We start from the raw sequence: 24505 nt of genomic DNA on the forward strand, positions 1-24505 counted from the left end.
TTTCTGCTCCTTTTTATCGCAACGAGCCGTGACGCGAGATTTTGCTCCTCTTCTTCCTTGTTTTCTCATTTATAGCAGCCATTTAGTGGGTTGTGACTTTTATCACGCACTAATGATGTGTAAACTAAAGCCCGGTGTTATCAGCAGGGCGGCTGCAGGTGAGTACGGCGTGGTTAACCTCGTGCTCATATTTTCGCAGAGTGAAGCGGGAACTCAGTCTGAACTTGCTGATAATTATGATTATATTGTTTTGTATGTGCTCTTTCGTGCGGGGCACCACTGCAAATAAGGACATGAAATGCCTGTAATTACGCTTCCTGATGGCAGCCAACGCCATTTTGACCACGCGGTAAGCCCGCTGGACGTAGCCCTCGACATCGGCCCTGGCCTGGCGAAAGCCACCATCGCTGGCCGTGTGAACGGCGAGCTGGTTGATGCCTGCGATCCCATCGACAAAGATGCAACGCTCTCTATCATCACCGCTAAAGATGAAGACGGCCTGGAGATCATTCGTCACTCCTGCGCGCATCTGTTAGGTCATGCGATTAAGCAGCTGTGGCCGAACACCAAAATGGCTATCGGCCCGGTTATCGATAACGGCTTCTACTATGATGTCGATCTCGATCATACGCTGACCCAGGAAGATATCGACGCGCTCGAAAAACGTATGCACGAGCTTGCCGAGAAAAACTACGACGTCATCAAGAAAAAAGTCAGCTGGCACGAAGCGCGTGAAACCTTCGTACAGCGCGGCGAGACCTATAAAGTGTCGATCCTTGATGAGAATATTGCTCATGATGACAAGCCTGGCCTGTATCATCATGAAGAGTACGTCGACATGTGCCGTGGGCCGCATGTGCCGAACATGCGTTTCTGTCATCATTTCAAACTGATGAAAACCGCTGGCGCCTACTGGCGTGGCGATAGCAACAATAAGATGTTGCAGCGTATTTATGGTACCGCGTGGGCGGATAAAAAGGCGCTCAACGCCCATCTGCTGCGCCTGGAAGAGGCGTCTAAGCGTGACCACCGTAAGATCGGCAAGCAGCTCGACCTGTATCACATGCAGGAAGAGGCGCCGGGTATGGTCTTCTGGCACAACGACGGCTGGACTATCTTCCGTGAACTGGAAACCTTCGTCCGCTCTAAGCTGAAAGAATACCAGTATCAGGAAGTCAAAGGTCCGTTTATGATGGACCGCGTGCTGTGGGAAAAAACCGGCCACTGGGACAACTACAAAGATGCGATGTTCACTACCTCTTCCGAGAACCGTGAGTATTGCATCAAGCCGATGAACTGCCCGGGTCACGTGCAGATCTTTAACCAGGGCCTCAAATCCTACCGCGATCTGCCGCTGCGTATGGCGGAGTTCGGCAGCTGTCATCGTAACGAGCCGTCAGGCGCGCTGCATGGCCTGATGCGCGTGCGCGGCTTTACTCAGGATGACGCGCACATTTTCTGTACTGAAGAGCAGGTGCGTGATGAAGTTAACGCCTGTATTCGTATGGTCTACGATATGTACAGCACCTTTGGCTTCGAAAAAATCGTCGTCAAGCTCTCAACTCGTCCGGAAAAACGTATCGGAAGCGACGAGGCGTGGGATCGTGCTGAGGCGGATCTGGCCGTCGCGCTGGAAGAAAACAATATCCCATTTGAGTATCAGCTGGGTGAAGGCGCATTCTACGGCCCGAAAATTGAATTTACTTTGTACGACTGCCTCGATCGCGCATGGCAGTGCGGAACGGTACAGCTGGACTTCTCTCTGCCGCAGCGTTTAAGCGCCTCCTATGTAGGCGAAAACAACGAGCGACAGATACCGGTAATGATTCACCGTGCTATCCTTGGTTCTCTGGAGCGCTTTATCGGCATCCTGACCGAAGAGTTCGCCGGCTTCTTCCCCACCTGGCTCGCGCCGGTGCAGGTTGTGGTCATGAATATTACCGATTCTCAGGCCGATTACGTTAACGAATTGACGCGTAAACTACAAAATGCGGGCATTCGCGTAAAAGCGGACTTGAGAAATGAGAAGATTGGCTTTAAAATCCGCGAGCACACTTTACGTCGTGTCCCGTATATGCTGGTCTGTGGCGACAAAGAAGTCGAAGCCGGCAAAGTAGCCGTGCGTACCCGTCGCGGTAAAGACCTCGGCAGCATGGACGTAAATGAAGTGATCGAGAAGCTGCAACAAGAGATTCGCAGCCGCAGTCTTCAACAACTGGAGGAATAAGGTATTAAAGGCGGAAAACGAGTTCAAACGGCACGTCCGAATCGTATCAATGGCGAGATTCGCGCCCAGGAAGTTCGCTTAACAGGTCTGGAAGGTGAACAGCTGGGTATTGTGAGTCTGAGAGAAGCTATCGAAAAGGCTGAAGAAGCTGGAGTAGACTTAGTTGAAATCAGCCCTAACGCCGAGCCGCCAGTTTGTCGTATTATGGACTACGGCAAGTTCCTTTATGAAAAGAGCAAGTCTTCTAAGGAACAGAAGAAAAAGCAAAAAGTTATCCAGGTTAAGGAAATTAAATTCCGCCCTGGCACCGACGATGGCGATTATCAGGTAAAACTCCGCAGCCTGATTCGCTTTCTGGAAGATGGCGATAAGGCCAAGATCACGCTGCGTTTCCGCGGTCGTGAGATGGCCCACCAACAGATTGGTATGGAAGTGCTGACCCGCGTCCGTGACGATCTGAGTGAACTGGCAGTAGTCGAATCCTTCCCAACGAAGATCGAAGGCCGTCAGATGATCATGGTGCTCGCTCCTAAGAAGAAACAGTAAGGCCTTCAAGTAGCAATACCTGTGGCGCCTTTGGGCTCCGCAGGCGTTGTTCGCCTACGTTTCGTTTATTAACAATGCGAAGTGGAAGTTATTAAAATGCCAAAAATTAAGACCGTACGCGGTGCTGCTAAGCGCTTCAAAAAAACCGGTAAAGGTGGTTTTAAGCACAAGCACGCTAACCTGCGTCACATTCTGACCAAAAAAGCTACCAAGCGTAAACGTCACCTGCGTCCGAAAGCCATGGTTTCCAAAGGCGATCTGGGCCTGGTAATCGCGTGCCTGCCGTACGCATAAGTCGTTAACCCTTTTAACTTTTTAATTAGAATAGATACAGGAGAGCACATATGGCTCGCGTAAAACGTGGTGTAGTTGCCCGTGCACGTCACAAGAAAATTTTGAAACAAGCTAAAGGCTACTACGGTGCGCGTTCTCGCGTATACCGCGTTGCCTTCCAGGCAGTTATCAAAGCTGGTCAGTACGCTTATCGTGACCGTCGTCAGAAAAAGCGTCAGTTCCGTCAACTGTGGATTGCGCGTATCAACGCAGCAGCACGTCAGAACGGTATTTCTTACAGCAAATTCATCAACGGCCTGAAAAAAGCCTCTGTTGAAATTGACCGTAAGATCCTGGCTGACATCGCAGTATTCGACAAATTAGCGTTCACCGCGCTGGTCGAAAAAGCGAAAGCAGCTCTGGCATAAGCCAGTTGAAAGAGGGAGCTTGTCTCCCTCTTTTTGTTTCAACACTATCAATACATTGACTTTTATTGTCGTAAGCTTTTCAATACGGGTCTTACGTTTCGTGCCAGACAAGGTAATGCAAGCATGAATGCTGCTATTTTCCGCTTCTTTTTTTACTTTAGCACCTGAACTCAGGAGGCTAGCGCGTGAGAAAAGAAACAAAAAAAAGCGCCAGAAAGCCTCCCACCGTGGAGGCTTTTTTCGTATATGAACTGGCTCGTTCTATTTCAAGCGGCAGGTGCGCGGCTTAACTCGCCTTATCCAGCCGGCGTCATTCGTGCCGGATGACGGGATAACCCGCCGCCTGCGACTCGAAATAGTCAGAGCAAAATAATAACCATAACCGGTGTCTGCACCGACATAATGAGGAAAACCATGTCACATCTCGCAGAGCTGGTTGCCAGTGCGAAGGCAGCCATTAATGAGGCATCAGATGTTGCCGCGCTGGACAACGTCCGCGTGGAATACCTGGGTAAAAAAGGGCATCTGACCCTTCAGATGACGACCCTGCGCGAGCTGCCGGCAGAAGAGCGCCCGGCGGCAGGCGCGGTTATCAACGAAGCCAAAGAGCAGGTTCAGCAGGCGCTGAACGCGCGTAAAGCCGATCTGGAAGGCGCGGCGCTGAACGCGCGCCTGGCCGCGGAGACGATTGACGTCTCGCTGCCGGGACGTCGGATCGAAAACGGCGGCCTGCATCCGGTGACCCGCACTATCGACCGTATCGAGAACTTCTTCGGCGAGCTCGGCTTTACGGTTGCGACCGGCCCGGAGATCGAAGATGACTACCATAACTTCGATGCGCTGAATATCCCGGGCCATCACCCGGCGCGCGCTGACCATGATACCTTCTGGTTCGATGCTACCCGCCTGCTGCGTACCCAGACTTCCGGCGTGCAGATTCGTACTATGGAACACCAGCAGCCGCCGATTCGTATTATCGCTCCTGGCCGTGTTTATCGTAACGATTACGATCAGACCCATACTCCGATGTTCCATCAGATGGAAGGCCTGATTGTTGATAAGAATATTAACTTCACCAACCTGAAAGGGACGCTGCACGACTTCCTGCGCAACTTCTTTGAAGAAGATCTGCAAATTCGTTTCCGTCCGTCCTACTTCCCGTTTACCGAACCCTCTGCTGAAGTTGACGTCATGGGTAAAAACGGCAAGTGGCTGGAAGTGCTCGGCTGCGGCATGGTGCACCCGAACGTCCTGCGCAATGTCGGTATTGACCCGGAAGTCTATTCCGGCTTCGCCTTTGGTATGGGCATGGAGCGTCTGACCATGCTGCGCTACGGCGTCACCGACCTACGCGCGTTCTTCGAAAACGATCTGCGTTTCCTCAAACAGTTTAAATAAGGGCAGGACAGAAAAATGAAATTCAGTGAACTGTGGTTACGTGAATGGGTTAATCCGGCGATCGACAGCGAAGCCCTGGCGAATCAGATTACGATGGCCGGCCTCGAAGTTGACGGCGTTGAGCCGGTTGCCGGCAGCTTCAACGGCGTTGTCGTGGGTGAAGTCGTCGAGTGCGGTCAGCACCCGAATGCCGACAAGCTGCGGGTGACCAAAATTAACGTCGGCGGCGAGCGCCTGCTGGACATCGTCTGCGGCGCGCCGAACTGCCGTCAGGGCCTGAAGGTCGCGGTCGCCACTATCGGCGCCGTCCTGCCGGGCGACTTCAAAATTAAAGCGGCGAAGCTGCGCGGCGAGCCTTCGGAAGGGATGCTGTGTTCGTTTTCCGAGCTGGGTATTTCCGACGATCATAGCGGAATTATCGAACTGCCGGCAGATGCGCCTCCTGGTACCGATATCCGTGAATATCTGCAGCTTGACGACAATACCATCGAAATCAGCGTGACGCCGAACCGCGCCGACTGTTTAGGCATTATCGGCGTCGCTCGCGACGTGGCGGTATTGAATAAAGAGCCGCTGAACGCGCCGGAAATTACCCCGGTAGCGGCAACGATTGCCGATACGCTGCCAATCACCGTCGAGGCGCCGGACGCGTGCCCGCGCTATCTGGGACGCGTTGTTAAAGGCATCAATGTTAAAGCGCCAACCCCGCTGTGGATGAAAGAGAAACTGCGCCGCTGCGGCATTCGCTCCATCGACGCGGTGGTTGATGTCACCAACTACGTTCTTCTCGAGCTCGGCCAGCCGATGCACGCCTTTGACCGCGACCGCATCGAAGGCGGTATTGTGGTGCGTATGGCGAAAGAGGGCGAGACGCTGGTTCTGCTGGATGGTTCCGAAGCGAAGCTCGACGCCGACACTCTGGTTATTGCTGACCACCAGAAGGCGCTGGCGATGGGCGGCATCTTCGGCGGCGAGCACTCCGGCGTTAACGACGAAACGCAGAACGTGCTGCTGGAGTGCGCATTCTTCAGCCCGCTCTCTATTACCGGCCGCGCGCGTCGTCACGGCCTGCACACCGATGCCTCCCACCGCTATGAGCGTGGCGTCGATCCGGCGCTGCAGTATAAAGCGCTGGAACGTGCTACCCGCCTGCTGATCGATATCTGCGGCGGCGAAGCCGGCCAGGTGATCGATGTGAGCAACGAGGCGACCCTGCCGAAGGCGGCCACCATTACCCTGCGCCGCAGCAAGCTGGATCGCCTGATTGGCCATCACATTGATGATGCCCAGGTTAGCGATATTCTTAGCCGCCTGGGTTGTGAAGTAACCGCGGGTGAAGGCCAGTGGCAGGCCGTTGCGCCGAGCTGGCGTTTTGATATCGCGATCGAAGAAGACCTGGTTGAAGAAGTTGCCCGCGTCTACGGCTATAACAATATCCCTGATGAGCCGGTCCAGGCGGGCCTGATTATGGGCACCCACCGCGAGGCGAACCTGTCGCTTAAGCGCGTGAAAACCCTGCTCATCGATAAAGGCTACCAGGAAGTTATTACCTATAGCTTCGTTGATCCGAAAGTGCAGCAGCTGATTCACCCGGGCGAAGAGGCGCTGATCCTGCCAAGTCCAATCTCCAGCGAAATGTCGGCGATGCGCCTGTCGCTGCTGACCGGCCTGCTGGGTACCGTGGTGTATAACCAGAATCGTCAGCAGAGCCGCGTCCGCATCTTTGAGAGCGGTCTACGCTTTGTTCCTGATACCCAGGCTCCGCTGGGGATTCGTCAGGACGTGATGCTGGCCGGCGTGATTTGCGGCAATCGCGTTGATGAGCACTGGAACCTGGCAAAAGAGTCCGTCGATTTCTATGATTTAAAAGGCGATCTGGAATCCGTTCTCGACCTGACCGGTAAATTATCCGCCATCGAATTCCGCGCAGAAGCGAATGCCGCAATGCATCCGGGACAGTCGGCAGCGATTTATCTGAAAGGAGAACGCATTGGTTTCATTGGGGTTGTTCATCCTGAACTGGAACGTAAACTGGATCTGAACGGTCGCACTTTGGCGTTTGAGCTGGAGTGGAACAAGCTTGCAGACCGCGTGGTGCCTCAGGCGCGCGAGATTTCTCGTTTCCCGGCTAACCGTCGCGACATCGCGGTTGTCGTCGCTGAAAACGTACCCGCAGCTGATGTTTTGACCGAGTGTAAGAAAGTTGGCGTAAATCAGGTAGTTGGCGTAAACTTATTTGACGTGTACCGCGGTAAAGGCGTTGCAGAAGGCAGCAAGAGTCTTGCAATTAGCCTAATCCTTCAGGATACCAGCCGTACACTCGAAGAAGAGGAGATTGCCGCTACCGTCGCCAAATGTGTAGAGGCATTAAAAGAGCGATTCCAGGCCTCATTGAGGGATTGAACCTATGGCGCTTACAAAAGCTGAAATGTCAGAATATCTGTTTGATAAGCTTGGGCTTAGCAAGCGGGATGCCAAAGAACTGGTAGAGTTGTTTTTCGAAGAGGTTCGTCGTGCTTTGGAAAACGGAGAACAGGTAAAACTCTCCGGGTTCGGCAACTTCGATTTGCGTGATAAAAACCAGCGCCCGGGGCGTAACCCGAAAACGGGGGAAGATATTCCGATTACAGCCCGGCGCGTGGTGACCTTCAGACCCGGCCAGAAACTTAAAAGCCGCGTCGAAAACGCCTCGCCCAGAGACAAATAATCTGAACTAACTAAAAAGGCCGCTTATGCGGCCTTTTTCTTTTCATTTCATTTAAGGAGTGGGTTCTTACGGCGGTGACCATCACTTCAACGAGGATATCCGGGCGCGCCATCTCTGCCTGAACGGCCGCTCGCGCCGGACTGTGACCTTCCGGCAGCCAGGCAATCCAGGCTTCGTTAAAACCGGCAAAGTCCCGGGACATATTTTTCAGCCACACCTGCGCAGAAAGAGTGTGCCCGCTATCGCCCGTCGGATAGCCCGCCAATATGCGCCGCGCGCCGATGTTTTACTTTTCTCCCCGCAATACCCACCGTAAAATCAAATACATCTCTTTCTTGCATCCCGGTATCTATGCAGACCTTTGCCCAAATTCAACAGCGCCGCAGCCGGCGCTGGCTCGTTGCTTTACTGCTGCTGCTGCTGGCGATGATGGCCGCCAGCCTCTGCGCGGGCGATCTCTGGATCCCGCCGCAGGAGTGGCTTAGCGCCAAAGGGCAGCTCTTCATCTGGCAAATTCGCCTGCCGCGCACCCTGGCGGTGCTGCTGGTGGGCGCCGCGTTAGCGCTCTCCGGGGCGATAATGCAGGCGTTGTTCGAAAACCCGCTGGCGGAGCCGGGGCTGCTGGGGGTTTCTAACGGCGCGGGGGTCGGGCTCATTGCCGCCGTACTGCTGGGCAAAGGATTCCTGCCGGGCTGGGCGCTGGGGCTATGCGCCATTACCGGCGCGCTGGTTATCACCTTTATACTGCTGCGTTTTGCCCGTCGGCATCTGTCAACCAGCCGCCTGCTGCTGGCAGGCGTGGCGCTGGGCATTATCTGCAGCGCGCTGATGACCTGGGCCGTCTATTTCTCCACCTCCTTCGATTTACGTCAGCTGATGTACTGGATGATGGGCGGCTTTGGCGGCGTAGACTGGCAGCAGCTGTGGCTGATGCTGGCGCTGCTGCCGGTACTGGCCTGGGTGGTGCTGCAGTCCCGGCCGCTGAATATGCTGGCTCTGGGAGAGATATCCGCCCGCCAGCTGGGCTTACCGCTCTGGCTGTGGCGTAAGCTGCTGGTGGTTGCGACCGGTTGGCTGGTGGGGGTGAGCGTAGCGCTGGCCGGAGCCATTGGCTTTATTGGCCTGGTGATCCCGCATATTCTGCGGCTATGCGGCTTAAGCGATCACCGCGTTCTGCTGCCGGCCTGTATGCTTGCCGGCGCCAGCGCGCTGCTGGGCGCCGATATTATCGCCCGGATGGCGCTGTCGGCGGCGGAGCTGCCGATCGGCGTGGTCACCGCGACGCTGGGCGCGCCGGTGTTCATTTGGCTGCTGCTGAAGTCCGTACATGCGCGGTAGGCGCCGGACTTAACCGCATCGGCAGGGCGTGCCGATGCGGTTATTACACGGTATTACCATCCTTTGACGGCATCACCTTTATAAACTTCCTGCGCCTTATCGGCGACCTCTTTGGTCTGGAACGCCTCTTTCAGCTCCTGAATCTTTTTGCTGTCTTTATTATCTTCGCGAGCAACAATGGCGTTCACGTACGGCGAGTCCTGGCCTTCCATAAACAGGCCATCCCGCGCGGCCGACAGGCCAACCTGCGCCGAGAAGTTGGTGTTAATAATCGACAGGCTGACGTCAGGATCGTCCAGGGTACGCGGCAGCTGCGGGCTGTCCACTTCGACAATTTTCAAATGCTTAGGGTTGTCGATAATATCCAGCGCCGTTGGCAGATAGCCGACGCCATCTTTCAGCTTGATCAGGCCCTGGGCCTGCATCAGCAGCAGGCTGCGCCCCAGCGTCGTGGTCTCGTTGGAAATAGAGACCGTTGCCCCATCCGGTAGCTCGCTGATATTTTTTATTTTGCGGGAATAGGCGGCGATAGGGAAAACAAACGTTTTGCCGACGACGGCAAACTTGTAGCCACGCTCTTTTGACTGCGCTTCGAGGTAGGGCAGCGTCTGGAAGGCGTTAGCGTCAACGTCTTTATTATTTAACGCTTCGTTAGGCAGGACGTAATCATTAAAGGAGATCACCTCGACGTCGAGGTTATATTTGTCCTTCGCAACCTGTTCAACCACTTTCCAGATAGCTTCATCCGGGCCGGTATTGATCGCGACCTTAACCTTATTATTATCGTCAGGGGAGCAGGCCGATAACAACACGACCGATGAGGCAATTAGTACCGAACTCAACAACTTCTTCATCAATAAAACTCTCTTAAATTAATCAGTAACGAAATGCTATTACATCCGTGTAACACTGTACACTGAATTGCGCGACGCCCCTATTGCGAGGAGTTCATGTTGCGGCGCGAGCACGGTACGGTATGCCCGTCAGCGGATTCAAAGTACAATGACCGCGCCTCAATCCGCTACAGTAGATAGGGAGCACCTGAATCAGAAATCGCTTTTATTCACAGAGGGAAGGCTATGCAACACACTATTCTTGATACCGAAGTTACCACTATCGATGGCGAGAAAACGACGCTCAACGCCTATGCGGGCAAAGCGCTGCTGATCGTCAACGTGGCGTCAAAATGCGGCCTGACGCCGCAATATGAACAGCTGGAAGCGTTGCAGGAGGAGTTTGGCAATAACGGCTTCACGGTGCTGGGGTTCCCATGTAACCAGTTCCTTGGACAGGAGCCGGGAAGCGAGGATGAGATCAAAACCTTCTGTAGCACCACCTACGGCGTGACCTTCCCGCTGTTCAGTAAAATTGACGTCAACGGCGAACATCGTCATCCGCTCTACCAGAAGCTGGTCGTCGCCGCGCCGCAGGCCATAGCGCCGGAAGGCAGCGGTTTTTACGAGCGCATGGCAAGCAAAGGCCGCGCGCCGTTGAACGCTAGCGATATTTTATGGAATTTCGAGAAGTTCCTGCTGAGTGCCGATGGTCAAACTGTCCAACGCTTCTCGCCCGATATGGCGCCGAACGATCCGCTGCTGGTTGCGGCGATTAAAGGAGCTTTAGCGAAATAATGTCGTTTTTGATGCAGCTACAGGACGTAGAAGAGCCGGGGCGGCTGGCACCGTTTAGCGCCGAGGTTCGACCGGGAGAAATGGTCCATATCGTCGGGCCAAACGGGGCGGGGAAGAGCACGCTGCTGATGCGTATGGCCGGCCTGACGACGGGGCCCGGGAGCGTCATCTTCAACGAGCGGCCGCTAAAAACGTGGCCGGCATCCGAGCTGGCGCGGCACCGCGCGTACCTGAACCAGCACCAGGTGCCGCCCTTCGCGATGCCGGTCTGGCACTACCTGTCGCTGCATCTACAAAATAACGCGCGGAGCGATCTGCTCGGCGCGGTGGCTGAGAGGCTGGGGCTGCGCGATAAGCTTGGGCGCCAGGTCAATCAGATTTCGGGCGGCGAGTGGCAGCGCGTGCGGCTGGCGGCGGTGATTCTGCAAATCGACCCGCTGGCCAACCCCGCCGGACAGCCTGCTGCTGCTCGATGAGCCGATGAATAGCCTCGACGTGGCGCAGCAGGCGGCGCTCGACGGCGTGCTGAGCGAACTGTGTGCGGCGGGGATCTCGGTGGTCATGAGCAGTCACGACCTCAACCACACGCTACGGCATGCGCAGCGGGCGTGGCTCATCTGCCGGGGAAAAACGATAGCCTGCGGTTATACCTCAGAGGTGTTGACCGAAGAGAATTTAACCGCAGCCTATGCGATTTCTTTTCAGCGAGTGGCGTTTGACGGTCATTTTATGCTCATCGCGTCACAGTAGCGCGAAGCACGCTTGCCAGTTCATTGATAAACCAGCTAAATTATTCTGACAATAAGATAGGGAACAGAGGAATCGTCTGAGATGCGCTTGTGGTTCGTTCTTTTGACGGCACTATTTCTGGCAGGCTGCAGCAGCCACCGGGCGCCGCCGCCCAATCCCCGGCTTGCGGATTCTATTACCGTCATCGCTAATCTTAACGATCAGCTGCGTAGCTGGCGGGGCGCGCCGTATCGCTACGGCGGGATGACGCCGCGCGGGGTGGACTGTTCCGGTTTTGTGGTAAGAACCTTCCGCGATAAGTTTTCCATGCAGCTGCCGCGTGAGACCCGCGAGCAGGCAGAGATCGGCACCCGCATCGATAAAAGCGAGCTGCTGCCCGGGGATCTGGTATTCTTCAAGACCGGTTCCGGCGAGAGCGGTCTCCACGTCGGGATCTACGATACCGATAACCAGTTTATCCATGCTTCGACCAGCAATGGCGTTACGCGCTCATCGCTGAATAACGTGTACTGGAATAAAAAATTCTGGCAGGCGCGGAGAATATAGCGCCGTGCGCGGCTTGCCGGGGAGATACACCCGCTTTCATGCTGGCCAGCTAATTAACTGGCCGGCATTTTTGTTTCTACGCACCGCGATTTTGACGGTCCTGTAGTGAAAGGACGTCCAGCGGGGCCCTGGCTCCCCGCTGAAATCGGCGAACCGAAGGCCGGAAGACAAGGGCTGGCCGCCAGGGATGGCGGCAAGAGGCGAATCGAGACAGGAGCGAGCCCCGGAACGGGCGAGCAGGTCGAGTTGAGCCGACCGCAGGCTGCAGGCCGGGAGGTGAGCGCAGTGCGCAGCACCGATTTCCGTGCGGGACCGCGGGGATTGTTAAGGGGAAGACGGTTATCTTCCCCTTAACCCGGTCACCTGGCGCCGGGGCAGCATGTTCTGCCAGACGTATGGTGAACGGAATACCTCCTGACTAACAAGCGCAATCACAAGCGCAGGACCTTCGGCTTCCCCATTTTTATATTGATAACCCTGCCATTCGCCCGTGTTAATACTTTGTTGAAGGCACTAGGACGGAGGAACCCATGACCCTGTCTTTTACCACCCACTGGCGTGATGAACTGCCAGATTTCTACACCGCCTTAACCCCGACGCCGCTGAGCAACGCGCGGCTGCTCTGGCACAACGCGTCGCTGGCGCAGACGTTAGGCGTGTCTGAGGCGCTGTTTCAGCCGTCAACGGGCGCCGGCGTATGGGGCGGCGAAGCGCTGCTGCCCGGCATGTCGCCGCTGGCGCAGGTCTACAGCGGCCATCAGTTCGGCTCCTGGGCCGGTCAGCTGGGCGATGGTCGGGGGATCCTGCTGGGCGAACAGCTGCTGCCCGACGGCCGGCGGATGGACTGGCACCTGAAGGGCGCCGGACTCACGCCCTATTCGCGAATGGGCGACGGGCGCGCCGTGCTGCGATCGACGATCCGTGAAGGCCTGGCATCGGAAGCGATGCACGCCCTGGGCATCCCAACCCCCCGCGCGCTGGCGATCGTGACCAGCGACACGCCGGTGTATCGTGAAACCGTCGAGCAGGGAGCGATGCTGATGCGTATCGCTGAGAGCCACGTGCGTTTTGGCCACTTCGAGCACTTCTACTATCGCCGGGAAGCGGAAAAGGTGCAGCAGCTAGCCGACTACGTGATTCGTCATCACTGGCCTGAACTTGACGGGCAGGCGGATAAGTACATTCTCTGGTTCCGTGACGTTGTCACCAGAACCGCGACGCTTATCGCCAGCTGGCAAACGGTCGGCTTTGCGCACGGGGTCATGAATACCGATAACATGTCGATTCTCGGGCTGACGATGGACTACGGTCCGTACGGCTTCCTCGATGACTTCAAACCTGATTTCATCTGCAACCATTCGGATTATCAGGGGCGCTATAGCTTTGAGAACCAGCCGGCGGTAGGCCTGTGGAATTTACGCCGCCTGGCGCAGTCGCTGTCGCCGTTCATCAGCGCCGATGCGCTAAACGCGGCCCTGGACGGCTACCAGCACGCGCTGCTGAGCGTCTACGGCCGCCGCATGCGCGACAAGCTCGGCCTGTTCACCCGGCAGCAGGGCGATAACGATCTGCTGGACGGCCTGTTTGCGCTGATGATGCGCGAAGGCAGCGATTACACTCGCACCTTCCGGATGCTGAGCGCCAGCGAGCAGCTTAGCGCCGCCTCGCCGCTGCGCGATGAGTTTATCGATCGCGCCGCCTTTGATAGCTGGTTTGCCGGCTATCGCGCGCGCCTGCGCGATGAGCAGATTGATGATGCGCGGCGTCAGCAGCAGATGCGTGCCGTCAACCCGGCGCTGGTGCTGCGTAACTGGCTGGCGCAGCGGGCAATTGAGCAGGCGGAGCAGGGGAACGCCGGCGAGCTGGAGCGGCTGCACGAAGCGCTGGCCCAGCCGTTTATCGACCGGGAAGATGATTACGTCAGCCGTCCGCCGGAGTGGGGAAAAGGGCTGGAAGTCGGCCTGCTCCAGCTGATACGCCCGTTCAATCGGGCGCCGGGCTCTCTTCGCGTTAAGCGGCGGGGAGAGCTATTTTGTCAGAATCAGCTTGCCGGCATGGGTCTGACGCAGCAGATAGCGCTGGCCGTCATGCTCGATCACCACCCGACCTTCAGAACCCAGCAGCACCCGACTGCAAATTTTACGATCTGTGGCCGAGGGGTGAGGGGCATTGTCTTTTGTTTTTTCAGCTGTGGCAGTGTTATCCATTCGCGTCATAGCACCAAAAATAAAAATAAAAGCAACAATGATAATGATTATCAATAATGTTAATTTTCACGGCAAGCGTTTTTTATCAAAGTGCTATATTTGGCTGGCTGGCTGGCTGGCTGGCTGGCTGGCGGTGGGGATATTTCGGTGGGCGGAGGGAGCATTCCCACCGCCAGCGCGGTGGGAGAGAGAGCCTACAGGCGGGTGGCGGTTGCCGCAGCCAGTTCGGTCAGCAGGCGCTCGCTGTCTTCCCAGCTCAGGCACGGGTCGGTAATCGACTGACCCCAGGTCAGCGGCTGCCCGGCAACCACTTTTTGCGTGCCTTCCCGCAGGAAGCTTTCCGCCATGATGCCGGCGATGGCGGTCGAACCGTCGCGGATCTGCTGGCAAACGTTCTCGCACACTTCCAGCTGACGGCGATGCTGCTTCTGGCAGTTGCCGTGGCTGAAATCAATAACCAACTGCTCCGGCAGATCAAACTCACGCAGCGCATCGCAGGCCGCGCTAATATCCGCGGCATGATAATTTGGCCGTTTGCCGCCGCGCATAATGATATGCCCGTAGGGGTTGCCGCTGGTCTGATAGATGGTCATCTGACCCTGCTTGTCCGGAGAGAGGAACATATGGCTGGCGCGGGAGGCGCGAATCGCATCCACGGCGATGCGCGTGTTGCCGTCGGTCCCGTTTTTGAATCCTACCGGACAGGAGAGCGCAGAGGCCATCTCGCGGTGGATTTGGCTCTCGGTGGTGCGCGCGCCAATGGCGCCCCAGCTGATAAGATCGGCAATAAACTGTCCGGTCACCATATCGAGGAATTCGGTGGCGGTCGGCACGCCCAGCTCGTTGATCTGCACCAGCAGGCGACGCGCCACTTCGATACCGTGATTAACCCGATAGCTACCGTTAAGATCGGGGTCGGAGATCAATCCTTTCCAACCGACAACGGTACGCGGCTTTTCGAAATAGGTGCGCATTACGATTTCCAGTCTGCGGCTGGTAGCGCTCGCGCATAGCCTGCAGGCGACGCGCATACTCCAGCGCGGCCTCAGTATCGTGAATGGAGCATGGGCCAATAATCACCAGCAGGCGGCGATCTTCACCGTTAAGGATCTTTTCAATTCGGCGGCGGGAAGCGGAGACGTGTGCCGCGACATCGGCAGATACGGGATGCCGCTGGGCCAGTTCCGCAGGCGTTACCAGGCTTTCAATGCGCGCGGTACGCAGTTCGTCTGTTTTATTCATTGGGGTCTCAAAAATCTGTTTCTTCCGCGACGAAACTGCCGGGAAGTGATGCGCATCACGATAAACCAATCCCCGCTTATTGCAAGAGCGGGGGATGATCCTGTAAAGGCCAGGGGTGATAGCATAAACAAATTTTCGATACTGTACTAGTCCGTTAGTACATTCTTCGATTCAGCCCCATAATATCCATGATTTTCGTCGCGATTTCCTCTACTGAATAATTGGTGCTATTCAGGCAGGGAATTTTATTCTTGCGGTACAGGGCCTCCACCTCGGTGACCTCCATTCGGCACTGGCGCATTGAGGCATAGCGGCTGTTTTCCCGACGTTCTTCACGGATCGCCGCGAGACGCTCAGCGTTGATGGTCAGGCCGAACAGCTTGTGCTGTAGCGGTTTGAGCGAGGCGGGCAGGATTAAATTATCCATATCGTCGGCGATAAACGGATAGTTGGCGGCGCGGATTCCGTACTGCATGGCGAGATAGAGGCTGGTCGGCGTTTTGCCGCAGCGCGAGACCCCCAGCAGAATCACCTGCGCCTGATCGAGATTGCGCAGCGAGATGCCGTCGTCGTGGGCCAGGGTGTAATCAATGGCGGCGATACGCGCATCGTACTTGTTGAGGTTACCCGGCGTCAGGCCGTGGGTACGATGAGCGACCGGCGTGGGGTCGAGGCGCAGCTCCTGCTGCAGAGGCGCCACCAGCGCCTGCACGATATCCTGACAAAAACCCTCACTTTGCGTGATAACGTCGCGAATTTCCGGGATCACGATGGAATAAAAGACCAGCGGACGAATGCCGCTTTGCTCATAGATCGCGTCAATTTGCTCCTTCACCGCCCGCGCCCGGCTGATATTCTCCACGAACGGCAGGGTTACGCTGCTGATAGCGACCGGAAACTGCGACATCACCGCGTGCCCCAGCACTTCGGCGGTAATGGCCGTTCCGTCGGAAATATAAAATACGTGGCGATCTACAGCACTGTCCATTTTGACCATCCGGTATAATGAGTTTAATTACCTGAAAGCAGTTATTAAATTTAAGCATATCCGTTTATGTTTTGTCTCATTTAAAAAATGAAATGCTATTTTTATTTTTAATGAAAAGGTGAGTTCATTTTTGCCTGCTGGTTGTTTTTTGTCTCTTATTGCAGCAGATTTAAGAAGAATCATTGAGTTAGCTATATCAGGTGAACTGTCCTAAAAAAGAAAAAATAATTTGCTTGAACGATTCACCGTTTTTTTCAGCCGCATAAATATGTCAGGATAAATCTTGTAGTTGATCGTGAGTTTTTTATCACTGGTATTAAATCACAAAAGGATTGTCTCGATGTCCAACAATGGCTCGTCACCGCTGGTGCTTTGGTATAACCAACTCGGCATGAATGATGTAGACAGAGTTGGGGGCAAAAATGCCTCCCTTGGTGAAATGATCACTAATCTGTCCGGTATGGGCGTTAGCGTACCGAACGGATTTGCCACCACCGCTGATGCTTTCAATCAGTTCCTGGACCAAAGCGGCGTAAACCAGCGCATTTATGAACTGCTGGATAAAACCGACATTGACGACGTTTCCGCATTAGCGAAAGCGGGGGGACAGATCCGTCAGTGGATCATCGATACCCCGTTCCAGAGCGAACTGGAAGACGCGATTCGCGATGCCTATAAGCAGCTCTCCGCCGACAACGCCGAGGCCTCTTTTGCCGTGCGCTCCTCCGCAACGGCTGAAGATATGCCCGACGCCTCCTTCGCCGGGCAGCAAGAGACATTCCTCAACGTGCAGGGCTTCGATGCCGTGCTCGTCGCAGTGAAGCACGTGTTTGCTTCGCTGTTTAACGACCGCGCGATCTCCTATCGCGTGCATCAGGGTTACGATCACCGCGGCGTGGCGCTATCCGCCGGGGTGCAGCGGATGGTCCGCTCCGACCTCGCCTCGTCCGGCGTCATGTTCTCCATCGATACCGAATCCGGTTTCGACCAGGTGGTGTTTATCACCTCAGCCTGGGGCCTGGGTGAAATGGTGGTGCAGGGCGCGGTAAACCCGGATGAGTTCTACGTCCACAAGCCAACGCTGGCCGCTGGTCGCCCGGCTATCGTGCGCCGCACCATGGGATCGAAAAAGATCCGTATGATTTACGCGCCGACCCAGGAGCACGGCAAGCAGGTGCGTATCGAGGATGTGCCGCAGGCGCAGCGCGATATTTTCTCGCTGAGCGACGAGGAAGTGCAGGCGCTGGCGAAGCAGGCGGTGCAGATTGAGAAGCACTACGGGCGTCCGATGGATATCGAGTGGGCGAAGGATGGCCACACCGGCGAGCTGTTTATCGTCCAGGCGCGTCCGGAAACCGTGCGCTCGCGCGGCCAGGTTATGGAGCGCTATACGCTGCATGCCCAGGGGCAGATTGTCGCCGAAGGGCGCGCCATCGGCCACCGCATTGGCGCGGGGCCGGTGAAGGTTATCCACGATATCAGCGAGATGAACCGCATCGAGCCGGGCGACGTGCTGGTCACCGACATGACCGATCCGGACTGGGAGCCGATCATGAAGAAAGCGTCGGCCATCGTGACCAACCGCGGCGGACGTACCTGTCATGCGGCGATTATCGCCCGTGAGCTGGGGATCCCGGCGGTAGTAGGCTGCGGCGACGCGACCGATCGCATTCAGGAAAACCAGAACGTGACCGTCTCCTGTGCGGAAGGCGATACCGGCTACGTCTATGCTGAGCTGCTGGACTTCAGCGTCAAGAGACTCCAGCGTGGGCGAAATGCCCGACCTGCCGCTGAAAATTATGATGAACGTCGGTAACCCGGATCGAGCATTTGACTTCGCCTGCCTGCCGAATGAGGGCGTAGGCCTGGCGCGTCTGGAGTTCATCATCAACCGGATGATTGGCGTTCACCCGCGCGCGCTGCTGGAGTTCGATGACCAGGAGCCTGGCCTGCAGAACGAAATCCGCGAGCTGATGAAAGGCTACGATTCACCGAGAGAGTTCTACGTCGGTCGCCTGACGGAAGGGATCGCCACGCTCGGCGCGGCATTCTATCCAAAACGCGTTATCGTGCGTCTGTCCGATTTTAAATCTAACGAATACGCCAACCTGGTGGGCGGCGAGCGCTATGAGCCTGAAGAAGAGAACCCTATGCTCGGCTTCCGCGGCGCCGGCCGCTACGTCTCCGACAGCTTCCGCGACTGCTTTGCGCTGGAGTGCGATGCGGTTAAGCGCGTGCGCAACGACATGGGGCTGAGCAACGTCGAGATCATGGTGCCGTTCGTCCGCACCGTCGCCCAGGCGAAAGCGGTGGTGGAAGAGCTGGAGCGTCAGGGCCTGAAGCGCGGCGAAAATGGCCTCAAAATCATCATGATGTGTGAGATCCCCTCCAATGCCCTGCTGGCGGAGCAGTTTCTTGAGTGCTTCGACGGCTTCTCTATCGGTTCGAACGATATGACGCAGTTGGCGCTGGGCCTGGATCGCGACTCCGGCGTCGTCTCTGAGCTGTTTGACGAACGTAACGACGCGGTGAAAGCGCTGCTATCGATGGCGATTCGCGCGGCGAAGAAACAGGGCAAATATGTCGGTATTTGCGGGCAGGGCCCGTCCGACCATGAGGACTTTGCCGCCTGGCTGATGGACGAGGGGATTGATAGCCTGTCCCTGAACCCGGATACCGTGGTGCAAACCTGGCTTGGTCTGGCTGAACTCAGCAAATAACGCGCTCTTTGCACATGCAAACCCCGTCGCTAATGGCGGGGTTTTTTATTTTAATAGGCTCCTGGTTAGGCATTTTGCGCTCAGTTACATGCAATATCTTAAGCCATCAGTTAATTTCTATCCGACAGAGCACGCGCTGTCATTCAGATATCCTGGATCGATGACGATACTCTTCTTCCCTGATTGGTTCCCGAAAGTGCACTTAGCTGCGATGCTTTGCGCATTGTCGTCGTCATAGCCTGAGTAATACTCTTGTTTAGCCAGTATTTGCGCAATGTCTAAGCGGCTGGTTTCAGGCAAAAAAAATGCCCATCGTGGGAGATGGGCAAAGACTACACACAGCAATTCGTTGTTTCACTCAGGGGATTTCCATGCTTATAAATCAAGACGTTGATTTATAACCGTGCTCATATAGTAGACACGGGGATTTTTTGCGTCGATCGGATTCCTCTCAATAGTTAAATTGAAGTGAAGAATATGCGGGGGATATGTAGCAAAAGGCAGGACAAAAGGGGCGGACAGCCACGAATGCATAAGATTTATTTATGATTAAGGCGGGTCTCCCCGCCTTGAAATTGACCTGCCAGGACTTATTCGCCGCTTTTGATATTGCCGGCATTAAGCTCGGTGAGCTCGGCCAGCACCTGGTCGGGATCTTTCGGCGGCGGCGGAACTTCCTGCACCCAGGCATCGTATAGCCGCCAGGACACGGCGAGCAGGACCGGGCCGATAAACAGGCCAATCATGCCAAAGGCAATCAGGCCGCCGATCACGCCGGAGAGGATCAGGATCATCGGCAGGTCGGCGCCCATGCGAATCAGCACTGGACGGATGACGTTATCCATTGTCCCTACTACGCAGCTCCACACCAGCAGTACGGTACCCCAGGTGGTATCGCCGCTGTAGTACAGCCAGATAATGGAAGGGACAAGCACAATCAACGGCCCCAGCTGAACGAGGCAGGTGAAGATCATCACTATCGTCAGCAGCGCGGCGTAAGGCACGCCGCTTACCGCGAGGCCAATGCCGCCCAGCACCGCTTGGGTCAGCGCGGTAACCACGACGCCCAGCGCCACGGCGCGAATCGCCTGTCCCGCCAGCAGCACCGCGGCGTCGCCGCGCTTTGCCGCCAGCCGGGTGGCGAAATAGCGGAAACCATAGGCCACCTTTTCACCCCGCCAGTAGAGCAGGGCGCTGAACAGCAGCATCAGCCCGCAGTAGACCAGCAGTTTACCAATGTGCGCCGCCTGACCGACAAACCAGGTGGTGGTGGTGCCGATATAGGGGCGAATTTTGGCCATGATCGCCGCGCCGCCCATATCCAGCAGGCCGTGCCATGCGGAGTAGAGCTTGCCGCCAATCAGCGGGATGCTGTTCAGCCAGGCGAAATCCGGCAGGCTCACGCTGCCGGTGGTAAACATTTTAATCAGCGGCACGCTGTTATCGACCAGGCTGTTGACCAGCAGCGCGATCGGGATAACGAACAGTAAGAATAACAGCAGGGTCATGACCAGCACCGCGAGGGCGCGTTTACCAAACAGCAGCCGCTGCAGGCGGAGCAGTACCGGCCAGGTGGCAATGACTACGGTACCAGCCCATGCGAATGACAGGATAAAGGGCTGTACGACCCACAGGCAGGAAACAATAATCAGGGACAAAAACAGCACCGATAGAAGAACCTGCGGTATATCCCGGGGCTGACGCTCGTTAATCATAGAGAAGTTTTACCTTTCCAGTGGCGCCAAAAGGCTGACGCAGCGTAATTCCATATACGGATAATTATATCAATAATTTCACGAGCCTGATTCTGCACATAAATCTGGTGGGCGCATATGAAAAAAATGTGATAAAAAGTTGACTGCACTACGCAATCGTTTAGTCACCCATACACAAAATCATCCAGAATACCTCGAACCGGCAGCTGAATGCTCGCGACGTTTGCCCCAGTCAACGATCGGCGCAGCGCAAGCGCTGACGCAAAGGGTTCCGCAGGATGAAGTTTTTACAACACAACATAGTCAGGCAGGGTCAAGCGTTATGATCCCACAAATTTCTCAAGCACCAGGCGTCGTTCAGCTGGTATTGAATTTTTTGCAGGTACTGGAGCAACAAGGTTTTACCGGCGATACCGCCACCAGCTATGCCGATAGGCTAACAATGGCGACGGACAACAGCATCTATCAGCTATTGCCGGACGCGATTTTATTCCCCCGCTCCACGGCGGACGTCGCGCTGCTGGCGAGAGTGGCGGCGGATGAGCGTTTCAAAACGCTGGTCTTTACGCCCCGCGGCGGCGGCACCGGCACCAACGGCCAGTCGTTGAACGCGGGAATCGTGGTTGATATGTCCCGCTATATGAACCGCATTATCGAAATTAACCCGGAAGAGGGCTGGGTGCGTGTCGAAGCCGGGGTCATTAAAGATCAGCTCAACCAATACCTTAAGCCGTACGGCTACTTTTTTGCGCCGGAGCTGTCAACCAGCAACCGCGCCACGCTCGGCGGAATGATCAATACCGATGCCTCCGGCCAGGGGTCGCTGGTGTACGGTAAAACCTCCGATCACGTGCTGGGCGTGCGCTCGGTGCTGATGGGGGGCGATATTCTGGACACCCAGGCCATTCCCGCGGCCCTGGCGGAAACGCTGGCAAACGAGCAGTCGGCAATCGGGCGTATTTACCGCACCGTCTACCAGCGCTGCAAAGCGCAGCGCCAGCTGATTATCGATAAATTCCCTAAGCTTAACCGCTTCCTGACCGGCTACGATCTGCGCCACGTCTTTAATGACGATCTCAGCGAATTCGACCTGACCCGGATATTAACCGGTTCGGAAGGGACGCTGGCGTTTATCACCGAAGCGCGTCTCGATATTACCCGGCTGCCGAAGGTGCGTCGGCTGGTGAACGTTAAGTATGATTCGTTTGATTCCGCGCTGCGCAATGCGCCGTTTATGGTGGAGGCCAATGCGCTGTCGGTGGAAACCGTCGACTCGAAGGTGCTCAACCTCGCGCGGGAAGATATCGTCTGGCACTCGGTCAGCGAACTGATCGCCGACGTGCCGGATAAAGAGATGCTGGGGCTGAACATCGTTGAGTTTTCCGGCGATGACGTCGAGCTGATCGACGGCCAGGTGGCTTCGTTGTGCCAGCGGCTGGATCGGCTGATCGCCCAGGGCGAGGCCGGCGTTATCGGCTGGCAGGTATGCGGCGAGCTGGACGGCGTTGAGCGTATCTATGCGATGCGTAAAAAGGCGGTAGGGCTGCTGGGCAATGCGAAGGGGGCGGCTAAACCAATCCCCTTTGCCGAAGATACCTGCGTGCCGCCGGAACATCTGGCGGATTATATCGTCGAATTTCGCGCGCTGCTGGACGCCCACGGCCTGAGCTACGGCATGTTTGGCCACGTCGATGCCGGGGTGCTGCACGTGCGCCCGGCGCTGGATATGTGCGATCCTCAGCAGGAAGTGCTGATGAAGCAGATCTCCGATCAGGTGGTCGCGCTGACGGCCAAATACGGCGGCCTGCTGTGGGGTGAGCACGGGAAGGGGTTCCGCGCCGAGTACAGCCCGGCGTTCTTTGGCGATGAGCTCTACGGCGAGCTGCGAAAGGTGAAAGCGGCTTTTGACCCGGATAACCGCCTTAACCCGGGTAAAATTTGCCCGCCGGAAGGCGTCGATGCGCCGATGATGAAGGTGGACGCGGTGAAGCGCGGCACCTTCGATCGCCAGATCCCGATCGCCGTACGCAGCTCATGGCGCGGGGCGATAGAGTGTAACGGTAACGGCCTGTGCTTTAACTTTGATGTTAAAAGTCCGATGTGTCCGTCGATGAAGGTGAGCAATCATCGCATCCATTCGCCGAAAGGTCGGGCCACGCTGGTGCGCGAGTGGCTGCGTCTGCTGGCCGATCGCGGTATCGATCCCAATCAGCTGGAGAGCCAGCTGGCGGAAAAACGCGCCAGCCTGCGCGAACTGATCGAGCGTACCCGCAACAGCTGGCACGCGCGCAAGGGCGAGTATGACTTCTCCCATGAGGTCAAAGAGGCGATGTCCGGCTGCCTGGCCTGTAAAGCCTGCTCCACCCAGTGTCCGATTAAAATTGACGTTCCGGAGTTCCGTTCACGCTTCCTGCAGCTTTACCACAGCCGCTATCTGCGCCCGGTTCGCGACCATCTGGTGGCGACGGTGGAGTCCTACGCGCCGCTGATGGCGCAGGCGCCGAAAACCTTTAACTTCTTTATTAACCAGCCGTGGATGCGCAAGCTGTCGGAGAAGCACATCGGGATGGTGGATTTACCGCTGCTCTCCACGCCGTCGCTGAAGCAGCAAATGGTCGGCCACCGTTCGGCGAATATGACGCTGGAGCAGCTGGAAACGCTGAGCGCCGAGCAAAAGGCGAAAATGGTGCTGGTGGTGCAGGATCCGTTCACCAGCTACTACGATGCGCAGGTGGTGGCTGATTTCATCCGCCTGGTGGAAAAGGTCGGCTATCAGCCGGTGCTGCTGCCGTTTTCACCCAACGGTAAGGCGCAGCATATTAAAGGCTTCCTGTCGCGTTTCGCCCGTACGGCGCAGAAAACGGCGGATTTCCTCAACCGTATGGCGCAGCTCGGGATCCCGATGGTTGGCGTCGATCCGGCCCTGGTGCTGTGCTATCGCGATGAATACAACCAGACGCTGGGCGACAAGCGCGGCGACTTCCGCGTGATGCTGGTGCATGAATGGCTGCCGCGGGCGCTGCCTGAAAAGGCGGTGCAGGATAGCGGCGGCGAGGCGTGGTATCTGTTTGGCCACTGCACGGAGGTCACGGCGCTGCCGGCGGCGCCGAAACAGTGGGCTGAAATCTTTGCGCGCTTTGGCGCGAAGCTGGAAAACGTCAGCGTGGGCTGCTGCGGCATGGCCGGAACCTACGGCCATGAGGTTAAAAACCATGCCAACTCGCTGGCGATTTACGCGCTTTCCTGGCAACAGGCGATTCAGCGTTTGCCGCGCAACCGCTGTCTGGTGACCGGCTACTCCTGTCGTAGCCAGGTTAAGCGTATTGAAGGCAGCGGCGTACGTCACCCGCTGCAGGCGCTGCTGGAGATTATTGGATGATTTGGAAACGTCAGACAACCCTGGAACAGCTCAACGCCATGGGCGAGGGCAATATGGTGGGTCTGCTGGATATCCGCTTCGATGTGTTTACCGATGACACCCTTGAAGCCACGATGCCGGTAGACAGTCGGACCCATCAGCCGTTTGGCCTGCTGCACGGCGGCGCGTCGGTGGTGCTGGCCGAAACGCTGGGTTCGGTTGCCGGCTATTTATGCAGCGAAGGCGAGCAAAAGGTGGTAGGGCTTGAGGTGAACGCTAATCATATTCGTGCGGTTCGCGGCGGACGGGTTCGCGGCGTCTGCAAAGCGCTACACGTCGGCTCCCGCCATCAGGTGTGGCAAATTGAAATATTCGATGAGCAGGGGCGTCTGTGCTGCTCATCGCGGCTCACGACGGCGGTGGTTTAAGAG

General features: G+C 56.5%; 17 protein-coding genes, 1 other RNA gene, 5 pseudogenes and 1 other annotated feature. Of the genes and pseudogenes, 16 read left to right on the top strand and 7 right to left on the bottom strand.

Translation table 11 applies throughout. From position 1 onward, the window contains the following. Positions 1-298 precede the first annotated feature (298 nt). From thrS to ihfA, 8 genes are all read left to right on the top strand, one after another. Positions 299-2227, top strand: coding sequence for a threonine--tRNA ligase (gene thrS, locus ABOC21_RS10335; RefSeq protein WP_426814473.1), 1929 nt, complete (start codon positions 299-301; stop codon positions 2225-2227). A 3-nt stretch (positions 2228-2230) separates the two neighbouring features. After that, positions 2231-2773: a translation initiation factor IF-3 gene (gene infC / locus ABOC21_RS10340; protein WP_043000875.1), complete on the top strand. Its 543-nt coding sequence runs from the start codon at positions 2231-2233 to the stop codon at positions 2771-2773. A gap of 96 nt (positions 2774-2869) precedes the next feature. Then, positions 2870-3067 carry a 50S ribosomal protein L35 gene (rpmI, locus tag ABOC21_RS10345; protein WP_001124225.1) on the top strand — a complete coding sequence of 66 codons (198 nt, stop codon included), beginning with the start codon at positions 2870-2872 and terminating at the stop codon, positions 3065-3067. 50 nt (positions 3068-3117) lie between these two features. Then, complete coding sequence (gene rplT / locus ABOC21_RS10350) at positions 3118-3474, top strand: 50S ribosomal protein L20 (RefSeq protein ID WP_004102963.1); 357 nt, start codon at positions 3118-3120, stop codon at positions 3472-3474. Between the two features lie 118 nt (positions 3475-3592). Beyond that, positions 3593-3718: a sequence feature (Phe leader region), on the top strand. Further along, on the top strand, positions 3598-3642 hold the full coding sequence (gene pheM / locus ABOC21_RS10355; RefSeq protein WP_001386830.1) for a pheST operon leader peptide PheM: 45 nt from the start codon (positions 3598-3600) through the stop codon (positions 3640-3642). It overlaps the preceding feature by 45 nt. Positions 3719-3888: 170 nt before the next feature. Then, positions 3889-4872 (top strand): phenylalanine--tRNA ligase subunit alpha, encoded by a 984-nt coding sequence (pheS, locus tag ABOC21_RS10360; RefSeq protein WP_426814474.1) that lies wholly within the window; start codon positions 3889-3891, stop codon positions 4870-4872. A 15-nt stretch (positions 4873-4887) separates the two neighbouring features. Further along, complete coding sequence (gene pheT / locus ABOC21_RS10365; RefSeq protein WP_426814475.1) at positions 4888-7275, top strand: phenylalanine--tRNA ligase subunit beta; 2388 nt, start codon at positions 4888-4890, stop codon at positions 7273-7275. Between the two features lie 4 nt (positions 7276-7279). After that, positions 7280-7579: an integration host factor subunit alpha gene (ihfA, locus tag ABOC21_RS10370; RefSeq protein WP_004102960.1), complete on the top strand. Its 300-nt coding sequence runs from the start codon at positions 7280-7282 to the stop codon at positions 7577-7579. A gap of 10 nt (positions 7580-7589) precedes the next feature. Here the strand turns inward: ihfA and ABOC21_RS10375 are convergent. Then, a pseudogene (locus ABOC21_RS10375) lies at positions 7590-7823 on the bottom strand (Rid family hydrolase); the annotation flags it as partial. A 107-nt stretch (positions 7824-7930) separates the two neighbouring features. Here ABOC21_RS10375 and btuC point away from each other — a divergent pair. Further along, positions 7931-8917 carry a vitamin B12 ABC transporter permease BtuC gene (btuC, locus tag ABOC21_RS10380; protein ID WP_426814476.1) on the top strand — a complete coding sequence of 329 codons (987 nt, stop codon included), beginning with the start codon at positions 7931-7933 and terminating at the stop codon, positions 8915-8917. A gap of 53 nt (positions 8918-8970) precedes the next feature. On the opposite strand, the gene ABOC21_RS10385 is transcribed toward btuC, so the two are convergent. After that, the gene (locus ABOC21_RS10385) at positions 8971-9771 is read right to left on the bottom strand and encodes a MetQ/NlpA family ABC transporter substrate-binding protein (protein ID WP_426814477.1); all 801 of its coding nucleotides are present in this window, start codon (positions 9769-9771) and stop codon (positions 8971-8973) included. 225 nt (positions 9772-9996) lie between these two features. On the opposite strand from ABOC21_RS10385, the gene ABOC21_RS10390 reads away from it, so the two are divergent. From ABOC21_RS10390 to selO, 4 genes and pseudogenes are all read left to right on the top strand, one after another. Beyond that, positions 9997-10548: a glutathione peroxidase gene (locus tag ABOC21_RS10390; protein WP_426814478.1), complete on the top strand. Its 552-nt coding sequence runs from the start codon at positions 9997-9999 to the stop codon at positions 10546-10548. After that, a pseudogene (gene btuD, locus ABOC21_RS10395) lies at positions 10548-11298 on the top strand (vitamin B12 ABC transporter ATP-binding protein BtuD). Before ABOC21_RS10390 ends, btuD begins: the two are co-directional and overlap by 1 nt. Positions 11299-11379: 81 nt before the next feature. After that, complete coding sequence (locus ABOC21_RS10400; RefSeq protein ID WP_426814479.1) at positions 11380-11844, top strand: NlpC/P60 family protein; 465 nt, start codon at positions 11380-11382, stop codon at positions 11842-11844. 530 nt (positions 11845-12374) lie between these two features. Further along, positions 12375-13802, top strand: a pseudogene (gene selO / locus ABOC21_RS10405) (protein adenylyltransferase SelO); the annotation flags it as partial. A 69-nt stretch (positions 13803-13871) separates the two neighbouring features. Here the strand turns inward: selO and hemP are convergent. The 3 genes and pseudogenes from hemP to ppsR form a co-directional block, all read right to left on the bottom strand. Continuing rightward, a complete protein-coding gene (gene hemP / locus ABOC21_RS10410; RefSeq protein WP_426815461.1) occupies positions 13872-14051 on the bottom strand; it encodes a hemin uptake protein HemP in 180 nt (59 codons plus the stop codon). Positions 14052-14245: 194 nt separating this feature from the next. Continuing rightward, positions 14246-15293 (bottom strand): annotated as a pseudogene (gene aroH / locus ABOC21_RS10415) (3-deoxy-7-phosphoheptulonate synthase AroH). Positions 15294-15447: 154 nt separating this feature from the next. Beyond that, positions 15448-16281, bottom strand: coding sequence for a posphoenolpyruvate synthetase regulatory kinase/phosphorylase PpsR (gene ppsR, locus ABOC21_RS10420; protein WP_426814480.1), 834 nt, complete (start codon positions 16279-16281; stop codon positions 15448-15450). A 340-nt stretch (positions 16282-16621) separates the two neighbouring features. Between ppsR and ppsA the strand changes: the two are divergent. Further along, a pseudogene (ppsA, locus tag ABOC21_RS10425) lies at positions 16622-19001 on the top strand (phosphoenolpyruvate synthase). Positions 19002-19298: 297 nt separating this feature from the next. Here the strand turns inward: ppsA and rprA are convergent. Both rprA and ydiK read right to left on the bottom strand, forming a co-directional pair. Beyond that, positions 19299-19406, bottom strand: an RNA gene (gene rprA / locus ABOC21_RS10430) — antisense sRNA RprA. Positions 19407-19591: 185 nt separating this feature from the next. Then, entirely contained in the window at positions 19592-20716 is a 1125-nt protein-coding gene (gene ydiK / locus ABOC21_RS10435; RefSeq protein WP_426814481.1) for an AI-2E family transporter YdiK, read from the bottom strand. A 322-nt stretch (positions 20717-21038) separates the two neighbouring features. Between ydiK and ydiJ the strand changes: the two genes are divergently transcribed. Together ydiJ and menI are read left to right on the top strand one after the other, a co-directional pair. Then, entirely contained in the window at positions 21039-24095 is a 3057-nt protein-coding gene (gene ydiJ, locus ABOC21_RS10440) for a D-2-hydroxyglutarate dehydrogenase YdiJ (RefSeq protein WP_426814482.1), read from the top strand. After that, positions 24092-24502, top strand: a complete 411-nt coding sequence (gene menI, locus ABOC21_RS10445) for a 1,4-dihydroxy-2-naphthoyl-CoA hydrolase (RefSeq protein ID WP_426814483.1) — start codon at positions 24092-24094, stop codon at positions 24500-24502. Before ydiJ ends, menI begins: the two co-directional genes overlap by 4 nt. The last annotated feature ends 3 nt before the right edge of the window (positions 24503-24505 follow it).

The organism is Klebsiella sp. WOUb02 (assembly GCF_050058015.1).
Taxonomy (GTDB): domain Bacteria; phylum Pseudomonadota; class Gammaproteobacteria; order Enterobacterales; family Enterobacteriaceae; genus Klebsiella.

Excerpts from the sequence above, each read along its gene's own strand:
- menI (WP_426814483.1), top strand. The coding sequence starts at position 24,092 with ATGATTTGGAAACGTCAGACAACCCTGGAACAGCTCAACGCCATGGGC.
- ihfA (WP_004102960.1), top strand. The coding sequence starts at position 7,280 with ATGGCGCTTACAAAAGCTGAAATGTCAGAATATCTGTTTGATAAGCTT.
- ppsR (WP_426814480.1), bottom strand. The coding sequence starts at position 16,281 with ATGGACAGTGCTGTAGATCGCCACGTATTTTATATTTCCGACGGAACG.
- ABOC21_RS10385 (WP_426814477.1), bottom strand. The coding sequence starts at position 9,771 with ATGAAGAAGTTGTTGAGTTCGGTACTAATTGCCTCATCGGTCGTGTTG.
- ABOC21_RS10390 (WP_426814478.1), top strand. The coding sequence starts at position 9,997 with ATGCAACACACTATTCTTGATACCGAAGTTACCACTATCGATGGCGAG.
- rpmI (WP_001124225.1), top strand. The coding sequence starts at position 2,870 with ATGCCAAAAATTAAGACCGTACGCGGTGCTGCTAAGCGCTTCAAAAAA.
- pheS (WP_426814474.1), top strand. The coding sequence starts at position 3,889 with ATGTCACATCTCGCAGAGCTGGTTGCCAGTGCGAAGGCAGCCATTAAT.
- ydiK (WP_426814481.1), bottom strand. The coding sequence starts at position 20,716 with ATGATTAACGAGCGTCAGCCCCGGGATATACCGCAGGTTCTTCTATCG.
- ydiJ (WP_426814482.1), top strand. The coding sequence starts at position 21,039 with ATGATCCCACAAATTTCTCAAGCACCAGGCGTCGTTCAGCTGGTATTG.
- pheT (WP_426814475.1), top strand. The coding sequence starts at position 4,888 with ATGAAATTCAGTGAACTGTGGTTACGTGAATGGGTTAATCCGGCGATC.
- thrS (WP_426814473.1), top strand. The coding sequence starts at position 299 with ATGCCTGTAATTACGCTTCCTGATGGCAGCCAACGCCATTTTGACCAC.
- btuC (WP_426814476.1), top strand. The coding sequence starts at position 7,931 with ATGCAGACCTTTGCCCAAATTCAACAGCGCCGCAGCCGGCGCTGGCTC.
- rplT (WP_004102963.1), top strand. The coding sequence starts at position 3,118 with ATGGCTCGCGTAAAACGTGGTGTAGTTGCCCGTGCACGTCACAAGAAA.
- hemP (WP_426815461.1), bottom strand. The coding sequence starts at position 14,051 with ATGGATAACACTGCCACAGCTGAAAAAACAAAAGACAATGCCCCTCAC.
- ABOC21_RS10400 (WP_426814479.1), top strand. The coding sequence starts at position 11,380 with ATGCGCTTGTGGTTCGTTCTTTTGACGGCACTATTTCTGGCAGGCTGC.